Annotated in this window: 10 protein-coding genes; 6 read left to right on the top strand and 4 right to left on the bottom strand. The window is 67.6% G+C overall.

Going from position 1 to position 20994, the window contains the following annotated elements; translation table 11 throughout:
- The first annotated feature begins 88 nt into the window (after positions 1 to 88).
- The 3 genes from A8G08_RS08380 (at position 89) to A8G08_RS08370 (ending at position 15107) form a co-directional block, all read left to right on the top strand.
- Positions 89 to 3628 carry a non-ribosomal peptide synthetase gene (locus tag A8G08_RS08380; protein WP_068272672.1) on the top strand — a complete coding sequence of 1180 codons (3540 nt, stop codon included), beginning with the start codon at positions 89 to 91 and terminating at the stop codon, positions 3626 to 3628.
- Positions 3629 to 3957: 329 nt separating this feature from the next.
- Positions 3958 to 10575: a non-ribosomal peptide synthetase gene (locus tag A8G08_RS08375; protein ID WP_068272670.1), complete on the top strand. Its 6618-nt coding sequence runs from the start codon at positions 3958 to 3960 to the stop codon at positions 10573 to 10575.
- Positions 10572 to 15107, top strand: coding sequence for a non-ribosomal peptide synthetase (locus A8G08_RS08370; RefSeq protein WP_068272667.1), 4536 nt, complete (start codon positions 10572 to 10574; stop codon positions 15105 to 15107). Before A8G08_RS08375 ends, A8G08_RS08370 begins: the two co-directional genes overlap by 4 nt.
- A gap of 73 nt (positions 15108 to 15180) precedes the next feature.
- On the opposite strand, the gene A8G08_RS08365 is transcribed toward A8G08_RS08370, so the two are convergent.
- From A8G08_RS08365 to A8G08_RS08350, 4 genes are all read right to left on the bottom strand, one after another.
- A complete protein-coding gene (locus A8G08_RS08365; protein WP_068272664.1) occupies positions 15181 to 15993 on the bottom strand; it encodes an ABC transporter permease in 813 nt (270 codons plus the stop codon).
- Positions 15994 to 15997: 4 nt separating this feature from the next.
- The gene (locus tag A8G08_RS08360; protein WP_084436043.1) at positions 15998 to 16777 is read right to left on the bottom strand and encodes an ABC transporter permease; all 780 of its coding nucleotides are present in this window, start codon (positions 16775 to 16777) and stop codon (positions 15998 to 16000) included.
- A complete protein-coding gene (locus tag A8G08_RS08355) occupies positions 16774 to 17751 on the bottom strand; it encodes a daunorubicin/doxorubicin resistance ABC transporter ATP-binding protein DrrA (protein ID WP_068272658.1) in 978 nt (325 codons plus the stop codon). The genes A8G08_RS08360 and A8G08_RS08355 overlap by 4 nt, the downstream gene beginning before the upstream one ends.
- 82 nt (positions 17752 to 17833) lie before the next feature.
- Positions 17834 to 18829 carry an ABC transporter substrate-binding protein gene (locus A8G08_RS08350; RefSeq protein WP_245672735.1) on the bottom strand — a complete coding sequence of 332 codons (996 nt, stop codon included), beginning with the start codon at positions 18827 to 18829 and terminating at the stop codon, positions 17834 to 17836.
- Positions 18830 to 19028: 199 nt separating this feature from the next.
- Between A8G08_RS08350 and A8G08_RS08345 the strand changes: the two genes are divergently transcribed.
- The 3 genes from A8G08_RS08345 to A8G08_RS08335 form a co-directional block, all read left to right on the top strand.
- The gene (locus A8G08_RS08345) at positions 19029 to 19691 is read left to right on the top strand and encodes an MTB12 C-terminal domain-containing protein (RefSeq protein ID WP_157108468.1); all 663 of its coding nucleotides are present in this window, start codon (positions 19029 to 19031) and stop codon (positions 19689 to 19691) included.
- Positions 19692 to 19755: 64 nt separating this feature from the next.
- A complete protein-coding gene (locus A8G08_RS08340; RefSeq protein WP_068272647.1) occupies positions 19756 to 20634 on the top strand; it encodes an oxidoreductase in 879 nt (292 codons plus the stop codon).
- 39 nt (positions 20635 to 20673) lie between these two features.
- The coding region (locus A8G08_RS08335; RefSeq protein WP_157108467.1) for an SDR family NAD(P)-dependent oxidoreductase at positions 20674 to 20994 on the top strand (321 nt) is incomplete at its 3' end.

Below are 20994 nucleotides of genomic sequence, written 5' to 3'. Positions count from 1 at the left end.
TTTGGACTAAGGTAAGGCAAGCCTACCCACGCGGTTATGCTTTCCCTCAAGCCCGTGCGGTTCGGCGGAATCATATTGAGGAGCAGCGTTGACGTACTCGAGCCCGATCAGCAAGACCGAGATTCGCGAGCAGGTCGCCGAGCTGTTGGCGCAGCCTGTCGACGATATCGGGGACGCGGACGATCTGATCTCGCTCGGGCTCGACTCCATCCGCATGATGAAGCTGGCCGGACGCTGGCGTAAGCGTGGCTTCGATATCAACTTCGCCCAGTTGGCCGCCGAGCCGAACATTGAAAGCTGGATCGCCGCGCTTGGCGCGGAGGAGGACGCGGCAGCCGAACCTACGCCCGAACCGGTCGGTGCCGAGAGCGAAACCGACCCGGCCGCCGAGTTCGAGCCATTCCCGCTCGCACCCATGCAGCACGCGTACTGGATCGGTCGCCAAGACAGCCAGGAACTAGGTGGCGTCGCGGCCCATCTCTATGTCGAGTTCGATGGTGCCGACGTCGACGCCGAGGCGCTCGAGCGGGCAGTGGACCGACTGGTCGAGTTGCACCCGATGTTCCGCGTGCGCTTCCTGCCCGACGGCACTCAGCAGATTCTGGCGCGTCCGGTGGTCCCGGTCTTCGGTGTGGTCGACCTGCGCGACGAGTCCGCGGAAACGGTCGAAGTACGGCTCGCCGAGCTGCGCGAGGACAAGACCCACCAGCGGATGAATGTCGCCGACGGTCAGGTACTCGAGATCGTGCTGACCCGATTGCCCGGCGGCGCGTCGCGGTTGCACGTGGACGTCGACATGCTCGCCGGCGACGCGATGAGCTACCGCGTCGCGATGGCCGATCTCGCGCGTCTCTACGCCGGTGAGGAAATCCCGCCCGCCACCTATTCGTACCGGCGCTTCCGCACCGAGCAGTCCGGCACCGACGACGCTGCCGCCCGCGAGCGCGACCGAGCATGGTGGCAGGACCGGCTCGACGACCTTCCCTCAGCTCCCGCGCTTCCGGTGATCGCCGACGCAGGGCTTCGGACCCGCACCGCGGCTGCGTCCGCCGCGTCACACCGGACTGTCCGGATGCACCACTGGATCGACCCCGTTGCGAAGCAGCGGCTGCTCACTGGCGCGCACGAGCGGGGTGTAACGCCCGCTATGGCGCTCGCCTCGGTGTTCGCCGAGACCATCGGCGGCTGGTCGTCGGAATCGAAGTTCCTGCTGAACCTCCCCCTGTTCCACCGCAACCCAGTGCATCCCGAGATCGACCGCCTGGTAGGCGATTTCACCTCCTCGGTGATGCTCGACGTCGATGTGTCGGCGCACGCGAGCGTGCTCGACCGCGCGCTCGCGTTGCAGAAGACGTTGCACACCAATGGTTCCCATTCTGCATATGCCGGTCTCGAGGTGCTGCGCGACCTCGGTCGCCGACGCGGCGAGCAGGTGCTCGCGCCGGTCGTTTACACCAGCGCACTCAACCTCGGCGAACTGTTCGACGAGCGCGTCACCGCGGCGTTCGGTGAGCCGGTGTGGATCATCTCGCAGGGTCCGCAGGTGCTGCTCGACGCGCAGGTCACCGAGGTTCGCGGCGGGCTGCTGCTCAACTGGGACGTACGCGAATCCGCCTTCCCCGCAGGCCTGATCGCGACGATGTTCGACCAATACACGGCCGCCATCGGCCGCCTGTGTGACGGCGACGCGGGCTGGTCTGCCGAAGCCGCCGTACGACTGCCGCTGGCCCAGGCAGCGGTTCGGTCGGCGGTGAACGCCACTGACGGCCAGGTCAGCGGGCGTGCACTGCATGAGGGCTTCTTCGCGAACGCGCTGGCGAAACCCGAAGCCCCCGCGGTGGTCTGGGGCCTCGACGGTACTCAGGGCGGCTGGACATACGGCGAGCTCGCCACCCGCGCCCTGGCCGTCGGCGGTGCGCTGCGCGCCGCGGGAGTTTCCGTCGGCGACGCCGTCGCCGTGCAGCTACCCAAGGGCCCGGACCAGATCCTCGGTGTCCTCGGCGTCCTCGCCGCAGGTGGTACCTACGTACCGATTGGGTTCGACCAGCCTGCCGGCCGCCGCGCCGAGATCCTGCGCACCGGCGGCATCGCGGCGGCGCTGTCCGTCGAGGGTGCCGACCTCGGCCCGAACGTCACAGTCGTCGGCATCGACACAGCTCGGTATTTTGCGGAACCGCTGACCGCGCCGGAGATGCCCGCCACCGACAGCATCGCGTACGTCATCTTCACTTCCGGCTCCACCGGCACCCCGAAGGGTGTCGACGTCCCACATCGCGGTGCGATGAACACCATCGACGCTGTGAACGAGTGGTTCGCAGTGCACAGCGGTGACCGGGTGCTCGCCCTTTCCGCGCTGGAGTTCGATGCGTCGGTCTACGACATCTTCGGCATGTTCTCCGCAGGTGGATCGCTGGTAACCCTCGACGCGCAGCAGCGCGCCGAGCCGACCACCTGGGTGGAACTGCTGCGCGAGCACCGCGTCACCATTCTGAACTGCGTGCCGAGCATGCTCGACATGATCCTCGAGGTCGGCGGCGATCAGCTCGGCGACTCGCTCCGTGCGGTGACCCTCGGTGGAGATTGGGTCGGCGCGGACCTGGTCGCGCGGTTGGCCGCCCAGGTGCCCGGTGCCCGGTTCGCCGGCCTCGGCGGCGCCACGGAGACCTCCATCCACAACACCATCTGCGAGGTCACCGCGCCCGCGCCGGCGCATTGGGCAGCGGTGCCGTTCGGTGTGCCACTGCGCAATGTGCGGTGCCGGGTGGTCAGCCAGATCGGTCGCGACTGCCCCGACTGGGTGTCCGGCGAGCTGTGGGTTGGCGGCGCGAACGTCGCTGCCGGCTACCGCAACGACCCGGAGCGGACTGCCGAGCGGTTCGTTGAGCACGACGGCATCCGCTGGTACCGCACCGGCGACATGGCTCGCTACTGGCCCGACGGCACCATCGAATTCCTGGGCCGTGCCGATCATCAGGTGCAGATCCGGGGCTACCGCGTGGAACTCGGCGAGGTCGAAGGTGGACTTCGGTCGCTGCCGGGCGTGACCGGAGCGGTCGCGGCCATCGTCGGTTCGGGCGCGCCCAAGCTGGTAGCGGCGGTGACCGTCGATCCGGAGCGCGCGGCTTCGGAGGCGCTCGGCGCCGACCACGGCGCAGCACTCGCCGCCGAACTTGCCGAGGTGCTACCGACCTATATGGTGCCGACCCGGATTGTGGTCCTCGAGCGGTTCCCGTTGACCCCGAACGGCAAGCTCGACCGTAAGAAGATTCAGGCCATGGTCGAGATCGGCGACGCCGACGGCGGATTCGTCGAGCCGCGCACCGATCTCGAGTCCGCGCTGGCCCGGATCGTCGGGGAAGTTCTGGGTGAGCAGCGGGTGGGTGTCGAGGATGACTTCTTCTCCCTCGGCGGCGATTCCGTGCTCGCCACCACCGTGATCGCACGGGTCCGGGACTGGCTGGATGCGCCGCAGGCAATCGTGTCGGACATCTTCGCCGCCCGCACGGTCGCCGCGCTGGCGACCAGGCTCGCCGATAAGGATGCCGTGCCCGGCCGCCTGGATCAGGTCGCGCAGATCTACCTCGAGATTGCCGACCTCGACGACGCCGACCTGCTCGCCGACGCCTGACGGTCGACCGCGGGTGTCCCGTTCACTATGTGGGACGCCGCCCAAGCCGTGAACGGAAGTTCAGTTGCGCTCAGCGGGGTGAACGGATCGTTCACCCCGCCTAACGCAACATTTCTTCCATTCACAGTGTGGGATTCGCTCACTATGTGGGATCGGCGGTCCGGGGACGGCTTACGGGACGCCGAGACCCGGACCTCCTCGATGCGGGGCGGCGGTGGTTAGGCTAGGCTTACCAACCGGTCGTGAGGCTCGCCCTCATGCTGTGCAATTGCTCGTCCGCATTTGCAGTACGGGCGCGCGAAAATCGGTTTGAGAAGGGTCCGCGGTACATGGTGACGAACACCGAAACCAGGTCAGACGCCGATTCGAATCCGGAGGGCGCAGGCTCGCTCGAGGATCGCAAGCGGGCGCTGCTCCGCCGCCGCCTCGCCGAGCAGGGCCTCGCCGCATCGACCCAGGTCACCATGGCACCGCCGCGTGACGCCGCTCAGCGCTACCCGCTGTCCGACGGTCAGCGCCGGATGTGGTTCGTCCAGCAGATTGAACCCGCCGGGACGACGCTCAACATCTGCGTCGGGTTCGTCCTCGAAGGTCCGCTCGATCCGGACCGGCTGCAGCGTGCGCTCGGCCGCGTCGCTGCGACGCATGACGTGCTGCGCACGACGTACCGCGCCGATGAGGCAGGCGAGCCGTACCAGTCGGTGGCCGACGACGCTGCGCCAGAGTTCGCCGTCCACGATCTGTCCGATCTCGCCGCGGAGGACCACCCGCATCGCATCGAGGCCATCGCGCGCCTCGAGTTCGGCCGACCGTTCGACCTGAGCACGGACCTGCCGCTGCGCGCGACGCTGGTTCGTGAGTCTGCCGATCGTCATGTCCTTGTGCTCGTCGTCCACCACATCGCGTGGGACGACGACTGCTGGGACCCGTTCTTCGCGGAGTTGTCGGCTGCCTACGACGCGGACTCCGTCGCGGGGGCCTACGACGAGGACGCCGGTGCGAAAACGGAACTGCGCACCCGCGTCGCTCACTACCTCGACCTCGAGGTCCTCGGTCGCCCCGATTCCTCGGCCGCGGACGCTGCCGATCTCGCCTACTGGCGCGAGCACATCAGTGCACTGCCCGAGCCGCTCGAACTGCCGGGGGAGACCGGTGTCTCCGCCAACCCCTCGCCGGTTGCGGCTCATGTCGAGGCGCACGTGCCGGCCGAACTGATCGGCGCCGTCGGTGACTTTGCCCGCAGCGAGGGAGCCACCACCTTCATGGTGCTGCTCGCCGCGTTCAATGCGGTCGTGCACCGCTACACCGGTGCGGACGAGTTCCTCGTCGCCACCCCGGTGGTGCAGCGCCGTGCGGGAGCCGAAAAGGCGCTCGGCTACTTCGGCAATACGCTGGCCCTGCGCGCCCGGATCGGCCGCCGTGAGACCTTCCGCGAGCTTGTCGCCGCGACGGTCACCGAGTGCACCGGTGCCTTCGCGCATCAGGGCGTCGGCCTCGACCGGCTGGTCGCCGAGCTGAACCCGGACCGCAGCGCCGGCGTCGCGTCCCTGGCCCGGCTCAGCTTCGCTGCTCGCAGCGGCACCGGAACCGGTTTCGCGGCAAAGGGATTCAGCTCCCACCGCGCCGACTTGCATGCCGGTGTCGCGCAGGTGCCGCTCAGCCTCATCGCCGAGCTCTCCACAGTGAACCCGGGTCGCTCCGCAGGCTCCGCTCCCGCCGGCGGCACGATCGACGCCGAGTACCTCACGGACGTGCTCGATGAGGCGATCGTGACCGACCTTGTCGCGCACTTCGTCCGGCTGCTTGCCGATGCGGTGGCGCGACCGGATGCCGAACTGTGGCAGCTCGACATGCTCGGCGATGCCGACCGCGCCAAGCTGCTCGGCTACGCGACCGGCGAAGATGCGCCGGCCGCAACACGCACCCTCGCCGGCATTGTCGAGGCGCAGGTGGCCCGCACCCCGGACGCCGTCGCGCTGATGACCGACGATGGCGATATCACCTTCGCCGAACTCGATGCGCGAGCAAACCGGCTGGCGCACTGGTTCATTGCGCAGGGTGTCGGACCCGACGACCTGGTTGCGCTGTCGTTCGGTCGTAGCGTCGACATGGTCGTCACCGCACTCGGCGTGATGAAGGCCGGCGCCGCGTACGTGCCGGTGGACCCGACCTATCCCGAGGACCGGATCGCCTACATGCTGTCCGACTCGGCGCCGAAGGTCGCGCTGAGCGCCGCGGACAACGCCGAGGACGCCGCCCGCCACTATCCGTCCACGGCCCCAACCGATGCGGATCGCATTGCGCCGCTTCGCCTGTCGAACCTGGCATACGTCATCTACACCTCCGGATCCACGGGTCTGCCCAAGGGTGTTCCGGTTGAGCACCGCGCCATCGTCGAGTACCTCGAGTGGATGGCCGGGGAGTACGAGGTCGGCGCGGACGACGCGTTGCTGCAGGTCGCATCGACGAGTTTCGACGTATCGGTCGGCGAGATGTTCGGCACCATCGCCGCCGGTGCCCGCCTGGTCATCCCGAAGCCCGACGGTCTCGAGGACATTCCGTACCTCACCGAACTGCTGCTGCGCCGCAACATCACCTCGATGCACTTCGTGCCGTCGCTGCTCGGGCTGTTCCTGATGCTGCCGGGCGTCTCGGAGTGGAAGTCGTTGCGCCGCATCCCGATCGGTGGCGAAGCCCTGCCCGGCGAGCTGGCCGACAAGTTCAAGTCGACCTTCGATGCGATGCTGCACAACTTCTACGGGCCGACCGAGACGACGCTCGCGGCGACGCGCTACAAGGTCGATGAGCCGCAGGGCGTACGGATCGTGCCGATTGGTTCGCCCAAGCCGAACACCCAGACCTACCTGCTCGATACGTCGCTGCAGCTGGTGCCCGTCGGTGCGGTCGGCGAGGTCTACATCGGCGGAACGCAGCTTGCGCGTGGCTATCTCGGCCGCGCGGGCCTTTCGTCCGAGCGTTTCGTTGCCGACCCGTTCACCCCGGGCGGACGGCTCTACCGCACCGGTGACCTCGCGCGTTGGAACAGCGTGTCCGATGGTCGCTCCGCAGGCTCCGCTCCTACCGGCGAACTCGAGTTCGTCGGCCGTGCCGATGAGCAGGTGAAGGTCCGCGGCTTCCGGATCGAGCTCGGCGAGGTCGAATCGGCCGTGGCCGCGCATTCGGATGTCGCGCAGGCCGTCGTGATTGCTGCCGACGTGCCGAGCGTGGGCAAGATCCTTGCCGCATATGTCGTCCCCAACCGCGACGTCGAACTGGATATCGACGCGGTGCGGGCGCACGTGTCCGGTGCGCTGCCGGAGTACATGGTGCCATCGGCGTTCACCGTCATCGACGAGGTGCCGATCACCGCCAACGGCAAGCTGGACCGCAAGGCGCTGCCCGAGCCCGTCCTCACTCGGCGCAAGGCCACACGCGATCCGGAGACGCCGACCGAGATCCTTCTGGCCGAATTATTCGCCGGTGCACTCGGTTTGGATCGAGTCGGAGCCGAGGACTCGTTCTTCGATCTCGGCGGGCACTCGCTGCTCGCGACCAAGCTCATCTCGCGCGTGCGCACCGAGCTAGGTGTCGAGGTGAACATCCGCGAGGCGTTCGCGTCGCCGACGGTGGCCGGCCTGGCCGCCTTGGTCGACGATAAGCTGGCCGACCCGCAGTTCAGCGATCGGCCGGTGCTGCGCCGCGCGGACCGCAGCGGAGAGCTTCCGCTGTCGTATGCCCAGCTGCGCCAGTGGTTCCTGTACAAGCTCGAGGGTGCGAACCCGACTTACAACATCCCGTTCCAGGCACGCCTGACCGGCACCATCGACGCACCGGCCATGGCCGCGGCGCTGTCGGATCTGGTTGGCCGGCACGAGATCCTGCGCACCACCTACCCGGATCGCGATGGCACGCCGTACCAGCGGATTCTCGATCCGGCGCCGGTCGAGGTGCCGATCATCGGGCTCGGCCCGGGCGAGGCGGTCGAAGCGGCGCTCACCGCGGCCAAGAATCACTGCTTCGAGCTCGACTCGGAAATCCCTGTCCGCGGCCGGATCTTCGACTGCGGCAACGGCGAACACGTGCTCTCGGTGGTGATCCACCACATCGCGGGCGACGAGTGGTCGACCCCCGTGCTGTTCGGTGACCTGCTCACCGCTTACTCGGCTCGACTCGACGGTCAGGCCCCGGCCTGGACCGAACTGCCCGTGCAGTACGCCGATTTCGCGGTCTGGCAGCGCGAACTCCTCGGCCTCACCGGTGGGGACGATGCCGAGAACAGCGTTGGCGCGCGACAGGTCGAGTACTGGCGAGGGAAACTCGCAGGTGTCCCGGAGGACACCACGGTGGTCAAGGACCGCCAGCGACCGCAAGTGGCGTCCAACCGCGGAGAGACCGTGCCGTTCAAGGTCAGCCCCGGGGTGAGGGCCGGGCTGGCCGAGCTGGGACGGCAAACGGGTGCAAGCGATTTCATGGTGCTGCAGACCGCGGTTGCGGCGCTGCTGCACAAGCTCGGGGCCGGCGCTGACATCCCGCTCGGTACGCCGATCGCCGGCCGCACCGATGGCCACCTGGCCGAGATCGTCGGCTTCTTCGTGAACACGCTCGTCGTGCGCAACGACCTCGCCGGTGACCCGAGCGTGCGTGACTCCGTCCTACGCGCGAAGGACACCGCGCTCGAGGCGTACGACCACCAGGAGTTGCCGTTCGAGCGGCTCGTGGACGCGCTCAACCCGGAGCGTTCGCTGTCCCTGCACCCGCTGTTCCAGGTGCTGGTGCATCTGCGCGAGTCCGGCGAATACAGCCAGGACATCGCAGGTGGTGGCCACCTCGAAATGATCGTGCCCGAATTCGACACGGTGAAGTTCGATCTCGCGTTCGACTTCTTCGCCGAGGGCTCCGGCTTCGGTGGCGGTATCAGCTACCGCACCGACCTCTACGACCGCGGCACGGTGGAGCTGCTCGCGGAGCGTCTCGGACGAGTGCTGGCTGCGTTTGCGCAGCAGCCCGATCTGCGCCTCGGCGAGATCGAGGTGTTCGGCGCCGATGAGCGCACTCGCTTGCTGGGCGAGTGGACCAACGGTGGCCCGGTCGAGGGTCTGAATGTGAACTCGATTCCCGAGCTCCTGGAGCCGAGTAGGGAGTTCACCGGCACCGCGATCGTGTGCGCCGGCGAGAGTATCGATTACCCCGAGTTGCACCGCCGTTCGGACCGGCTCGCGGCGGCACTGCAGGCGCGCGGCGCGGGCGTCGAGACGTTCGTGTCGATCGCGCTGCCGCGTTCGATCGACATGATCGTCGCGCTGGTCGCCGTGCTGAAATCGGGTGCGGGATTCCTCCCGCTCGATATGCGCTACCCGATCGAGCGCCTCACCCTCATGGTCGAGGACGCGAATCCGGTTGTGGTGATCGCTGATTCGTCGACTGCGCCCGCGCTGCCGGAGATCGCGGTGAAGCGCGCGCTGCTGCTCGACGATGCGCCGGTGCGCGACGAACTCGCGAACATCGAGGTCCCGGTGTTTGTCATGCCGCACGGCGACAACCCGGCATTCTTCATGTTCACGTCGGGCTCGACCGGTGTTCCCAAGGGCGTGCTCGGCACACACGAGGCGATGGCGAATCGCCTTGCCTGGCAGCCGGTTCGGTTCCCGATCGCCGCGCCCGACGTGCGCCTTGCACAGGGCGCGCTGAGCTTCCTCGATCCCTGCCTGGAGTTCATCGCCGGCCTCGCCGCGGGTTGCACGCTGCTGCTCGCCGATGACGCCGAGGCACGGGATATGGAGGCCATCGCTCGCCTGATCCGGGACAACCCGGTCGCTCAGGTGACCGCGGTGCCGACGACCATTTCGGCGCTGATGGACATCGACCCGGACGCGGTGGGTTCGGTGCGGCGCTGGGTGAGCAGTGGTGAGCCGCTTACGCAGCTGCTGCTCGACCGGCTTCGTCGGGTCGCGCCCGACTCGGAGGTCGTGAACTCCTACGGCGCAACGGAAACCGCGGGCGGCATCGTGCGAGGTGTGCAGGGCGAGCGCCTGCGCGTCGGTACACCCGTGCCAGCGGCTCGGGTGCTGGTGCTCGATGAGAATCTCGCCCCGGCGCCGATCGGCGTGGTGGGCGAGGTGTACGTCGCGGGTCGCCAGGTGGCGCGCGGGTACTGGAACCGGTTTGGGCTCAGCGCAGCTCGGTTCATTGCGAACCCGTACCCGGCCTACCCGGGTGAGCGGATCTATCGCACGGGCGACCGCGCCCGCTGGAACGCTATCGGGGACCTCGAGTTCACCGGCCGCACCGATCACCAGGTGAAGCTGCGCGGCTTCCGCATCGAACTCGGCGAGGTCGAGGCCGCGCTGCGGTCCACGCCGGGTGTCGCGCTTGCCGCGGCCCGGGTGTACGACTCGGAGAACGGGCAGAGTCTCGCCGGTTATGTCACCGCAGTGGATGCCGACGTCAACGAATCGGAGTTCGTCGCGACAGTGCGTGCGCACCTTGCGTCGTCGCTGCCGGGGTACATGCTTCCCTCGTCCGTGACGCTGCTCGAGGCGATGCCGCTGACCGCATCCGGCAAGCTCAACCGTGTTTCGCTGCCCGTACCGCGGGTGGTCACGGTGCGTGACTACCAGGCGCCGGCCACCGATACCGAACGAGCACTGGCCCGGGTCCTGGAGGATCTGCTCGGCGTCGAGCGCGTCGGCCGCCACGACGGTTTCTTCGCTCTCGGCGGCGACAGTATCGTGTCCGTGCAGTTCGCTGCACGTGCCCGCGGCGAGGGTCTCGAGCTCACGCCGCAGTTGGTCTTCGAGAACCCGACCGTGGCCGAGCTTGCCGAGGCACTCGACCGGGCCGATGCGACCGAGACCGTTGTGGCCGACACGGAAGCGGCCCCGATGAGCGGATCCGGCCTGGACGCGGATGCACTCGCCGCGCTGCAGTCGTCCTGGGAACAGCGATGACCACTGCGGCGACCCCGCCCGCGATCGAGGACGTTCTTGCGCTGAGCCCCCTGCAGCAGGGGTTGTTCACGCTGGCGAGGATGTCCGACGGACTTGGCGATCCGTACGTCATCCAGTTCGTCGCCGACATCGAGGGACCGCTCGATATCGACCGGCTCCAGCGCGGTGCTCACGAGGTGCTGCGTCGACACCCCAACCTGCGGGTGTCGTTCTGGGACAAGAACGTCCCGAAGCCAGTGCAGATCGTGCCGAGCACTTTCGAGATCCCATGGGAGTTCGCAGAAGCGACGCCCGATGAGTTCGAGGCGGCGGCAGACGAGCACCGCCGCCGGCCGTTCGACCTTTCCTCGGGGCCCGCGCTGCGATTTCTGCTGCTCGACACGGGTGAGGGCCGGCGCCGGCTGATCGGCACTGCGCACCACCTGATCATGGACGGATGGTCGGTTCCGGTGTTCGTGCGCGAACTGGTCGGTGCCTACCTGTCGGGTGGTTCGCTCGCCGAGTGGCCGGCGCCCCGGCTGTACCGCGACTACATCGTGTGGTTGGCCGGGCGGGATCACGCCGAGTCCGAACGAGTTTGGGCGCAGCATCTCGACGGCGTCGAGACGCCGACGAAGCTGGCGGTAACCTCCGCGCAGGACAGTGTCGCCGCCGATCCGTTTCCGCAGTCGCGCGAGCTCAGGCTCGGCACGGAAGACACTGCGACGCTGCTGGATTGGGCGCGGCGAAATAACCTCACGGCCAACACGCTCGCCCAGTTCGCCTGGGCAGTGGTACTCGGCAGGCTCACCGACCGCCGGGACCTGGTGTTCGGCAACACCATTTCCGGTCGACCCGACGAGATCGCGGGCATCGAATCGATGGTCGGCCTGTTCATCAACACGATCCCGCTCCGGGTCCGCCTGGACGATCGCAGCGTGCTCGAGCACTGCACCGAGTTGCAGCGCGAGTCCTCCCGCCTACGCGGTCACGGCTATCTCGGCCTGTCCGCCGTGCAGAAGAACGCCGGGCTCGGCGAACTTTTCGACACCCTGATGGTGTTTCAGAACGCACCGCGCGGCGGTGGTTTGACGGGCCGCTCCGGAGGCTCCGCGTCCAGTGCCCCCGAAGTCGTCGAGGCACCGGATGGGGTGCGGTTCATCCCGGTTCACCTGCAGAGTCTCACGCATTACCCGCTCGTCGTTGTCCCGTATCTGCTCGATGACGACCTGGTCCTCGGTGTCGAGTTCCGTCGCGAGTTGCTCGGTGACCTGGACCCGGAACTCGTCGGACAACGGGTTCTGCATGTGCTGCGCCAACTGCCCGCGCTCGCCGATGCGAACCCGGACCGGATCGACGTGCTGCTTGCCGGCGAACGCGACCGCATCGTCGCTACGAGCCATACCCCGCTCGGCCAGACCCCGCCGGCCCGGACCGTGCACGCCCTGTTCGAGTGGCATGCCCGGCAGAATCCCGACCGCGTCGCGATCGGCTTCCACGGGCGCACCCTGACCTACGCGGAGGTGAACCGCGAAGCGAACCGCATCGCACACCGCTTGCGCGCACTCGGTGTTGGTACGGAAGACACTGTCGCCCTGGCACTTCCGCGCACACCTGAGTTCGTCGTCGCGATCCTCGGCATCGCCAAGGCCGGGGCCGTGTCGGTTCCGCTCGACGTCACCGCCCCGGCGAATCGGATCGAGGTGATGCTGCGCCGGTCCGGAGCGCGGCACGCCGTCACCGACGCCGAGTCCCAGGCACTCGTGGCCGGCCTGACCACGCTTCGCGTCGACGAGCCCTTCGAGGCGCCGGTCGAGAACCCGGGCATCGCGGTCCACCCCGATCAGCGGCTCTACATCATCTTCACCTCCGGATCGACCGGAGAACCCAAGGGCGTGATGGCCAACCACCGGGGCGTCGTGCAACTGCTCGCGCACCACGCCGAGCACATTCTCGGTCCGGTGGCCGCAGAACTCGGTCGGCCGCTGCGGGTGGGGCATGCCTGGTCACTGGTCTTCGACGCGTCCTGGCAACCGACGCTGGCGCTGCTCTCCGGGCACAGCATCGAACTTTTCGATGCCGATACCCAGCGCGACGCGCACCAACTTGTCGAGCTGATCACCTCGACGGGGGTGGACATGCTCGAGACCAGCCCGTCGATGTTCGCCGCGCTCGCCGCCGCGGGGCTGATGTACCGCGACGAGAACGGTGAGAGCCGTTGTCGGCTCCCAATTCTCGGACTCGGCGGCGAGGCGATCGGCGACGCCACGTGGGCACAGCTCGGTCGCCTGCGCGACACCAAGGTTTTCAACTTCTACGGCCCGACCGAGACGAGTGTGGACGCGGTGTGCGCCCCGGTGGGGACCACTGGCCGGCCCGCCATTGGCCGCCCGCTCGCGGGGATGATCGCCTACGTGCTTGATTCGCGGCTACGCATGGTGCCGGACGACACCATCGGCGAGCTGTACCTTGCGGGTGACCAGCTTACCCGCGGCTACGTGGATCAGCCGGGGGAGACTGCCGCTCGATTCGTCGCCGGCCAGGAGCGTGGCGGTGAACGGCTCTACCGCACCGGCGATCTCGTGCGCCGGCGCAGTGGTGACGGTGCGATCGAGTACCACGGCCGCGCCGACGACCAGGTGAAGATCCGCGGATTCCGGATCGAACCGGCCGAGGTGGAGTTGGCGCTCGCCGACCTGCCGGGCGTCCGTACGTCGGTTGCGATTGTCGTGCGTCGTGCCAATGCGCCGGTGCTGATTGGCTTTGTGGTGGGCCAGGATGGGACTGCCCCCGACGTCACCGGGATGCGCTCCGCGCTCGCCGGGCGCCTTCCGGCTTATCTGATTCCGAGCCGGATCATCGCGCTCACGGAGTTGCCGCTGACGCCGAACGGCAAGCTGGATCAGCGCGAACTCGCCGCGGTTGCGGCGAAGGCGCTCGCCAGCCGCGGTGCAGCGACCGCTCCGAGCACCGACACCGAGCGCGCGCTGTGCAAGGCGCTGGCGGCGCTGCTCGACGGTGCCGCACCGGGAATCGATGACGACTTCTTCGAACTCGGGATGGACAGCATCGCCGCGATCGGTCTGGTGAGCGGGGCTCGCTCGGCGGGACTGCGGATCAGCCCGCGAATGGTGATGACCAACACCACCGTTCGCGATCTCGCCGCGGCGATCGACTCCGCCGTCGAAGAGGCCGAGACGGTCGCCATGTACGGTCCGCTCCCGCTCCTACCGCAGGCACGTGAACTGTTGCGCCGCGGCGGTTTCCGGCGACACAGCCTGACCCAGCTGATCGAATTGCCCGAGGGTGTTGGTGATGACGATCTTGGTTCATTGCTCGAGGCGGTGCTGGACAACCATGACCTGCTTCGTGCCGAATTGCGCAGCATCGGAGACGAATTCGAGCTGCATACTCGGCCGCCGGGTTCCGTACCTGTCGAGCAGGTGCTGCGGTCGGTCGAGGTGACCGGTGCGGTGGGGCCGATCCTTGCCGAGCAGGCGAGTGCTGCAATCGACCGGATCGACCCCGCCCGCGGGTCGATGGTGCAGGCGGTCCGCTATGCGCGGACGGACGGCGCGGATCTATTGCAGCTTTCGGTACACCGTCTCGCCGCCGATGCGGTGACCTGGCCTGTGCTGCTTGGGGATTTCGCCCTCGGCTGGCAACAGCTCCGGGCCGGTGAGCGAATCCGGCTCGACCGCGAGATCACCGGATACCGCCAGTGGTCGGAGCTCGTTGCGCGACGCGCCGATTCGGCAGAGATCGCCGGACAGGTCGAGTTCTGGTCGGCGCAATCTGCGGTTCAGGAGAGCCCGTTCGGTGCACGGCCCCTGGAGCCGACTGCCGATGTGGCCGCCGATGTCCGGACCCGGAGTGTCACGGTACCGGCCGCCGAACTGCTCGATACGGCGGCGCGGCGCGGCGACGGGCAACCGCGCGACTACCTGCTCGCCGCAACGGGATTGACGGTGGCGGCGTGGCGGTCCGAGCGCGGCGCCGACCCGGCGATCGGCGTAGCCGTCGCACTGGAGCATCACGGCCGCGCCGACGATGTCGCCGGCGAAGCAGCTACCGACACGAGCCGCACCGTCGGCTGGTTCAGCACCGATTTCCCGATCCGCGCCGGTGCCGTTGCGACACCACACGATCCGGCGGCCGTACTCGCCGATGTGCTCACCCGGGTGGGTGCGCTGCCGAATGGTGGCTTCGATTTCGGGCTGCTGCGGAACCGTCACGAGTTGGCGGATGCGCCGCGACCGCAGGTGCTGCTCAACTACCTGGGCCGCTTCGATCGCGCCGATGCCGCTCTGTTCGCCGGGGGACCATGGTCGATGGTCACCAATCCGGCGCTCAACGCCGCACTCCCGGTCGCGCCCGAACCCGATCTGCCGCTGACATACGCACTCGAAGTCACCGTCGCGGTGGTGTCCGGTGCGGACGGCCCCCAGGTCACCGCGGGATGGCGCTGGCCGGCGGCGCTTTTCACCGACTCGGATATCGACGCGATCATCGGGGCTTGGCAGCGGGCCGTGGCGGAACTGGCCAAGCTCTGATCGCCGCGTACCTTGTGCGGCCAGCGCGCACGCCCAGGCGTGCGCGGCGGCGCCGAAAGGTGCGCGCTGGGGACTACTCCGAGGCCGCGCGGCGATAGCCACGGACCGCGAGCACGCCGAATACGACGACGAACCCGACGGTCCAGGCGAGCGACTGCAGCAGCGGCGTGAGCACGGGACCGCCGGCAGACAGGCCACGCATGGCCTCGATCGCAGGGCTCATCGGCTGCGCGCGCACGACCGGCTGGAGCCAGTCCGGATACTTGTCCACCGGGACCAATCCCGAGTTGAAGAACAGCATCAGCAGGCAGATCGAGGCCAGCAGCTCCAGTGCCGAGCGCCCGGAGGTCACCACCGCTATCGCGAGAATCATCGTGGCGAAGCCGATGATGAAAAGCACCGGGACAGCGATGAAACCGAGCGCAGAGACAAACCCTTGCTCGAAACGGAAGCCCAGCGCGTAACCGACCGCGGTGAGGATCACCGTCGTCGCCAACGTGCGGACCGCCTCGGCGAGCAACCGGCTCGCCAGCCCGGACGCACGATGCACCGGCAGCACCCAGAAGCGGGTGAGTAGACCACTGTCCCGTTCGGCTGTCAGCGCGATTCCGGTGGTGATCGTGCCGAACATGCCGGCCAATAGCGCGGACATCGGCACCAGGCCGAAAAGGCTGTCCTCGCCGCTGAACAGCGTGACGGTCTTGCCCAGCACCCAGTCGAAGACCACCAACAGGAAGGCCGGGAAGATCAGCGACTGCACCAGGATCGCGGGCTCGCGCGTCCAGCGCCGCAGCAACCGGCCGGACTGCAGCATCGTCGCCGAGCCGAATGCGCGAAGCGAGGTCTCGGCGGGCAGTGTCGTGATGGGGAAAGAATTGGTACTCATCAGCTCAACGCTCCTTCGTCGCGATGCGAAGAGTCAGAGCGACGAATACGGCCAGCATCCCGATCGTCCACGCCAGCGCGATGCCGATCTGCGCTCCCGTCGAAGTGCCCTCGGCCAGCCCGCGCAGGGCAGCGGCGATCTGGGAGATCGGCTGGTTTCGCGCGAACGGCTGAATCCACTCCGGGAACGATTGGGCGGGAACGATTCCGGTGGACACCATGGTGAGCAGCAACTGCGGCACCATGAGCATCTGCCCGGTCGCCTCGCGATTCTTCGACACCGAGCCGAGCGCGTCGGTGCCGAGGGAAAGAGCGAGTGCGAACAGCAGGGAGATGGCGACGAATCCCAACGTGTCGACGAGATCGCCGTTGAACCGGAAGCCCGCGATCAAGCCGACCACGATGGCACCGATCAGTGACAGCACCGCGCGCGACATCGTGGCGCTCATCCGGGCGAACAGCGGCACCAACGCCGGCACCGGCAGAGCGCGCAGTCGGGTGCCCATACCGCTCAGCGAATCCGCGGCCGAGCGTTCTGCCGCCGCGATGGCGGTGAACAGCATCGACTGCAGCACGATCACCGGGACCAGGTACTGCGCATAGTTGCCGCCGGTGAACTCGAACATCTCGTGCAGCGGCACGTAGAAGCACACGAAGAAGATCACCGGGGTGAAGATCGCGAAGATCAGTTCGCCTTCGCGGACTCCACCGGCGATCGAGCGCACGGAAAGCGCGCTCCATTGCGTGAATCCGCTGGCGGACTCGCGCTCGTGGGTGGCCGTCATGCCGATGCTGTCGGTGCGTCTTGCGGCGCTTCGGTGCGGTGACCGGTTAGCGCCAGGAACACGTCGTCGAGCGAGGGGCGGCGCAGCGCGAGATCGGCGAGTTCGATTCCGGCCGCATCAAGCCGGCCCATCACGTCGCCGAGTGTGGTCACGCCGTTCGGAGCGGGCAGGGAGAACCGGTCGGAACCCTCGACGAGTTCGGCCGGCTCCAGATCGGCGAGCAGCTCATGCGCCAGCGGCACCTGGCGCGGATCAACAGGAACAACCTCGCAATGGGTGCCGCCCGTGCGCTGCTTGAGTTCGGCGGCGGTGCCCTCGGCGACAACAGCGCCATGATCGATGACCACGATGTTGTCCGACAGCACGTCGGCCTCCTCGAGGTACTGCGTAGTCAGCAGGGTCGTGATGCCGTCCGCCTTGAGGTCGGCGATCAGCGACCAGACCTGCTGGCGGCTGCGGGGATCCAGGCCGGTCGTCGGCTCGTCGAGGAACACCACCTCGGGCCGGGTGACGAGCCCGCACGCAATGTCAATGCGTCGGCGCATGCCGCCGGAGTAGGTGCCCACGCGGCGCCCGCCGTCCTCGGACAGATCGAACTGTTCGAGCAGTTCGGATGCACGCGCGGCGGCCGAGGATCGGGACAGGCCGAGCAGCCGGCCGAAGAGCTCGAGATTCTCGCGCCCGGTGAGCATCTCGTCGAGCGCGGCGAACTGGCCGGTGAGCATGATCGACCGGCGCACCGCGGCGGCCTCGCTCACGACGTCGTGCCCGGCGACGAACGCCCGTCCGGCATCCGGTTTGCGCAGCGTGGCAAGGATGCTCACAGTCGTGGTTTTGCCGGCGCCGTTGGGGCCGAGCAGACCGAGGACGGTGCCGCGTGGGACGGTGAAATCGACACCACGCAGTGCGACGTGATCACCGAAGGATTTCTGCAGGCCCTCGACGACGACGGCGGGTTCTGACGAGTTCGACACCGGACCTCCTCGGTCGGTCGGCGGGTTGAGGCGAAATACGAAACGGGCCCGGCGTCAACCCGCGCCGGGCCCGATCGAGTTGCTACTGCTGGCCCAGCTTCTCGAGCGCCGGCTCGAGCTTGTTCAGCACGTAGGGCAGCGAAAGGGCCGTCGGCATGTTCAGCCCGGTGCCCGAGACGATGTCGAGGTACACCAGCGTGCCGTTGCGGGCCGACGGCAGGTCGTTGTATCCCGGCAGCGACTGGAACGTCGCGTCTATTCCGGGTGCCGCGGTCGCGACCATCATGTCCGAGTTCAGGTCACCGATTCGTTCCGGTGACAACGGAATTCGTCCACCGGACGGGCCGGCCTCATCGACCAGCTTCTGCGGCAGCACCATGCCGAGCTCGGTGAACAGCGCGCTCGCGCCGTCCTTCGGGTCGGCGAGCACCATCAGCTGCGTCGGCGACGCGAGGTAGGAGGTCAGGAAGGTCTTGCCGGCAATGCCCGGGTTGGCTTCCTTGATCGCGTCGATCTTGCCCTCGACGTCGCCGATGACCTGCTGCGCCTGATCTTCCTTGTGGTAGATCCGCCCGAGGACGTTCACCTGGTCCTGCCACTTCTCGATCTGCGCCTTGCTCAGGCTCGGGATCGTCGGTGCCAGCTGGTTGAGCTTGTCGAACGTGGTTTTGTCTGCGCCGAAGCCCGGCGCGAGGATCAGATCGGGATTCAGCGCCGCGACCTGCTCGACGATGTCGCCCTGCGGGTTGACCTTCGTCGCCTCCGACAGTTCGGCGGGTTCCCACGGCGCGGCCTGGCCACCGGTGCTCATGCCGAGGAGATCCAGATAACCGACGGGTGTGACGCCCAGCACTTGCGATGCATCGGCCCACTGCGTGCCGAGCGCGACGACGCGCGTCGGGACACCCTCGATCGTGGTCTGGCCGAGTGCGTGGTCAATGGTCACCGAGCCACCGGATCCGGCCTGGTCATCGGCGCTATCGCCGCCACACGCGGCAAGGCCGAGAGTCATGGATGCGGCGAGCGCCGTGAAAGCGAGACGACAAATAACTCGTCGTCCACGGTCGCGTGAAGTCAACACAGCTCCTATCTGATAGAACGCTATCTTTGCATAGCCTTACCTGACTAGGCTTAGGCTAGTTCCGCCGCAGCGGGGGGTTTCGGAAATAGCCACTGCGCGGTAGGACATTGGACGCCTTTCTGGAGCGTGTGGCCAGGGGTGGAACTCGAAATTCAGCGAGGGTGCGATGAGTGGACGTGAAGGCTCGACTTCGGCCGTGACAGTAGCCGTTTCGGCAGGTGTTTCCGCAGTGGTGTCGGCGATCGTAGTGACGATCGGTGTCGTGGGAATGATGCTGGTCGATAACGACAACGGGAACAGCAGCCCCCAGACCGTGGTGGCACTGCCCGCGGCGCCGGCCCCGGCCGCCGTTTCCGCCTCGGCTCCTGCGGCACCCGCGCCGGCGCCCGCCCCAGCTCCTGCGCCGGCCGCGGCTCCCGCGCCGGCCGCCGCCCCTGTTGCGGCGCCCGCGGCAGAGCCGGTTGCCGAGCCTGTTGCGGCGCCGGTCACCGCCGAGGAGATTGCCGCTCCGGCCGCGCTGAGCGAGGGCGAGCTCATCAACAAGCTGAGGGTCGTGCTCAATCCAAGCTCTGCGCCCGACGCCAGGGCCGCCGAGCTCGAGTCCGGCAACGCAGGGCTGGGGACGGTAAACCAGATTGCGAACATGCTCGCCTCGGCGGGCCCGATCTTCACCTGGACGGTCGCCGGTCCGGTCACCGTCAACGGCGACCGGATGGATGCGCAGCTGAAGATGTCGGTCGTCGGCATGGGTGACCGCTTCCTCCCGCTGTCGTGGACGTGGGTCGACGGTACTTGGAAGTTGTCCAACAAGAGTTCGTGCGATATCGCCGGATACGCGATGGTGCCCTGCAACATCTGAGGCACTACAAGATCTGACGGGAACGGCCTTCCCGGCGGGGGCATGTCGGTGGCAAACTCTGCGCGTGACGAAATGGACCGCCAGCGACATTCCCCCGCAAAATGGCCGGACTTTCATTGTGACCGGCGCGAACAGCGGCCTCGGTGAGGTAACCGCCCGCGAACTCGCCAAAGCCGGCGCCGCCGTGGTGCTTGCTTGCCGAAATACCGACAAGGCCGCCGCGGTGGCCGAGTCGATTGGCCCCAACGCCACCGTGGCGCAGCTCGATCTCGCTGACCTCGCGTCGGTGCGTAGCTTCGCCGAGTCTGTCGATCGTGTCGACGTTCTCGTCAACAACGCCGGCCTCATGGCGGTGCCTCAGCGCAAGACCGCCGACGGCTTCGAGATGCAGTTCGGCACAAATCATCTCGGGCACTTCGCGCTGACGGGTCTGCTGCTGCCCAAGGTCACCGACCGAGTGGTCACGGTGTCCAGCGGTGCGCACCGGGCCGGCAATATCTCTATCGACGACCCGAACTGGGAGAAGCGCAAGTATGAGCGCTGGTCGGCCTATGGCCAGTCGAAGCTGGCGAACCTCATGTTCGCCCGCGAATTGCAGCGGCGACTGAGCCGCGCAGGCTCGAAGGTGACCTCGTACTCGGCCCACCCCGGGTACGCGGCGACGAATCTGCAGTCGCATACGGAGTCGATCTTCGACCCGCTGATGGCGGTCGGTAACAAGATCTTCGGCCAGAGTGCCGAGATGGGGGCGCTGTCTCAGCTTTTCGCGGCTACCTCACCGGACGCCGAGGGCGGCGAGTTCTACGGCCCCAAGAACTTTTTCGGGACGCGTGGCTATCCGGCGAAATCGGCATCGTCCGGACGGTCGAAGGACACCGCGATGGCCGCGCAGTTATGGGAACTCTCCGAGCGGCTCACCGGGGTGACCTACCAGCTCACCTGAGCCCTTCCCGGCGGGGCATGTCGGTGGCACACTCTGCGCGTGACGAAATGGACCGCCAGCGACATTCCCCCGCAAGATGGCCGGAAATTCATTGTGACCGGCGCGAACAGCGGCCTCGGTGAGGTGACCGCTCGCGCCCTGGCCAAGGCCGGTGCCGCAGTGGTGCTTGCATGCCGAAATACCGACACCGCCAATGCCGTAGCGGAATCGATCGGACCCAATGCCACGGTCGCAAAACTGGACTTGGCGGACCTTGCCTCGGTGCGTAGCTTCGCCGAGTCGGTCGACCGCGCCGACGTGCTCGTCAACAACGCCGGCGTGATGGCGCTGCCGCAGTACAAGACCGCTGACGGCTTCGAG

The sequence above is a fragment of the Aldersonia kunmingensis genome (genome assembly GCF_001646865.1).
GTDB classification, from domain to species: domain Bacteria; phylum Actinomycetota; class Actinomycetes; order Mycobacteriales; family Mycobacteriaceae; genus Aldersonia; species Aldersonia kunmingensis.
This window is presented reverse-complemented; position numbering and strand designations above follow the sequence as displayed.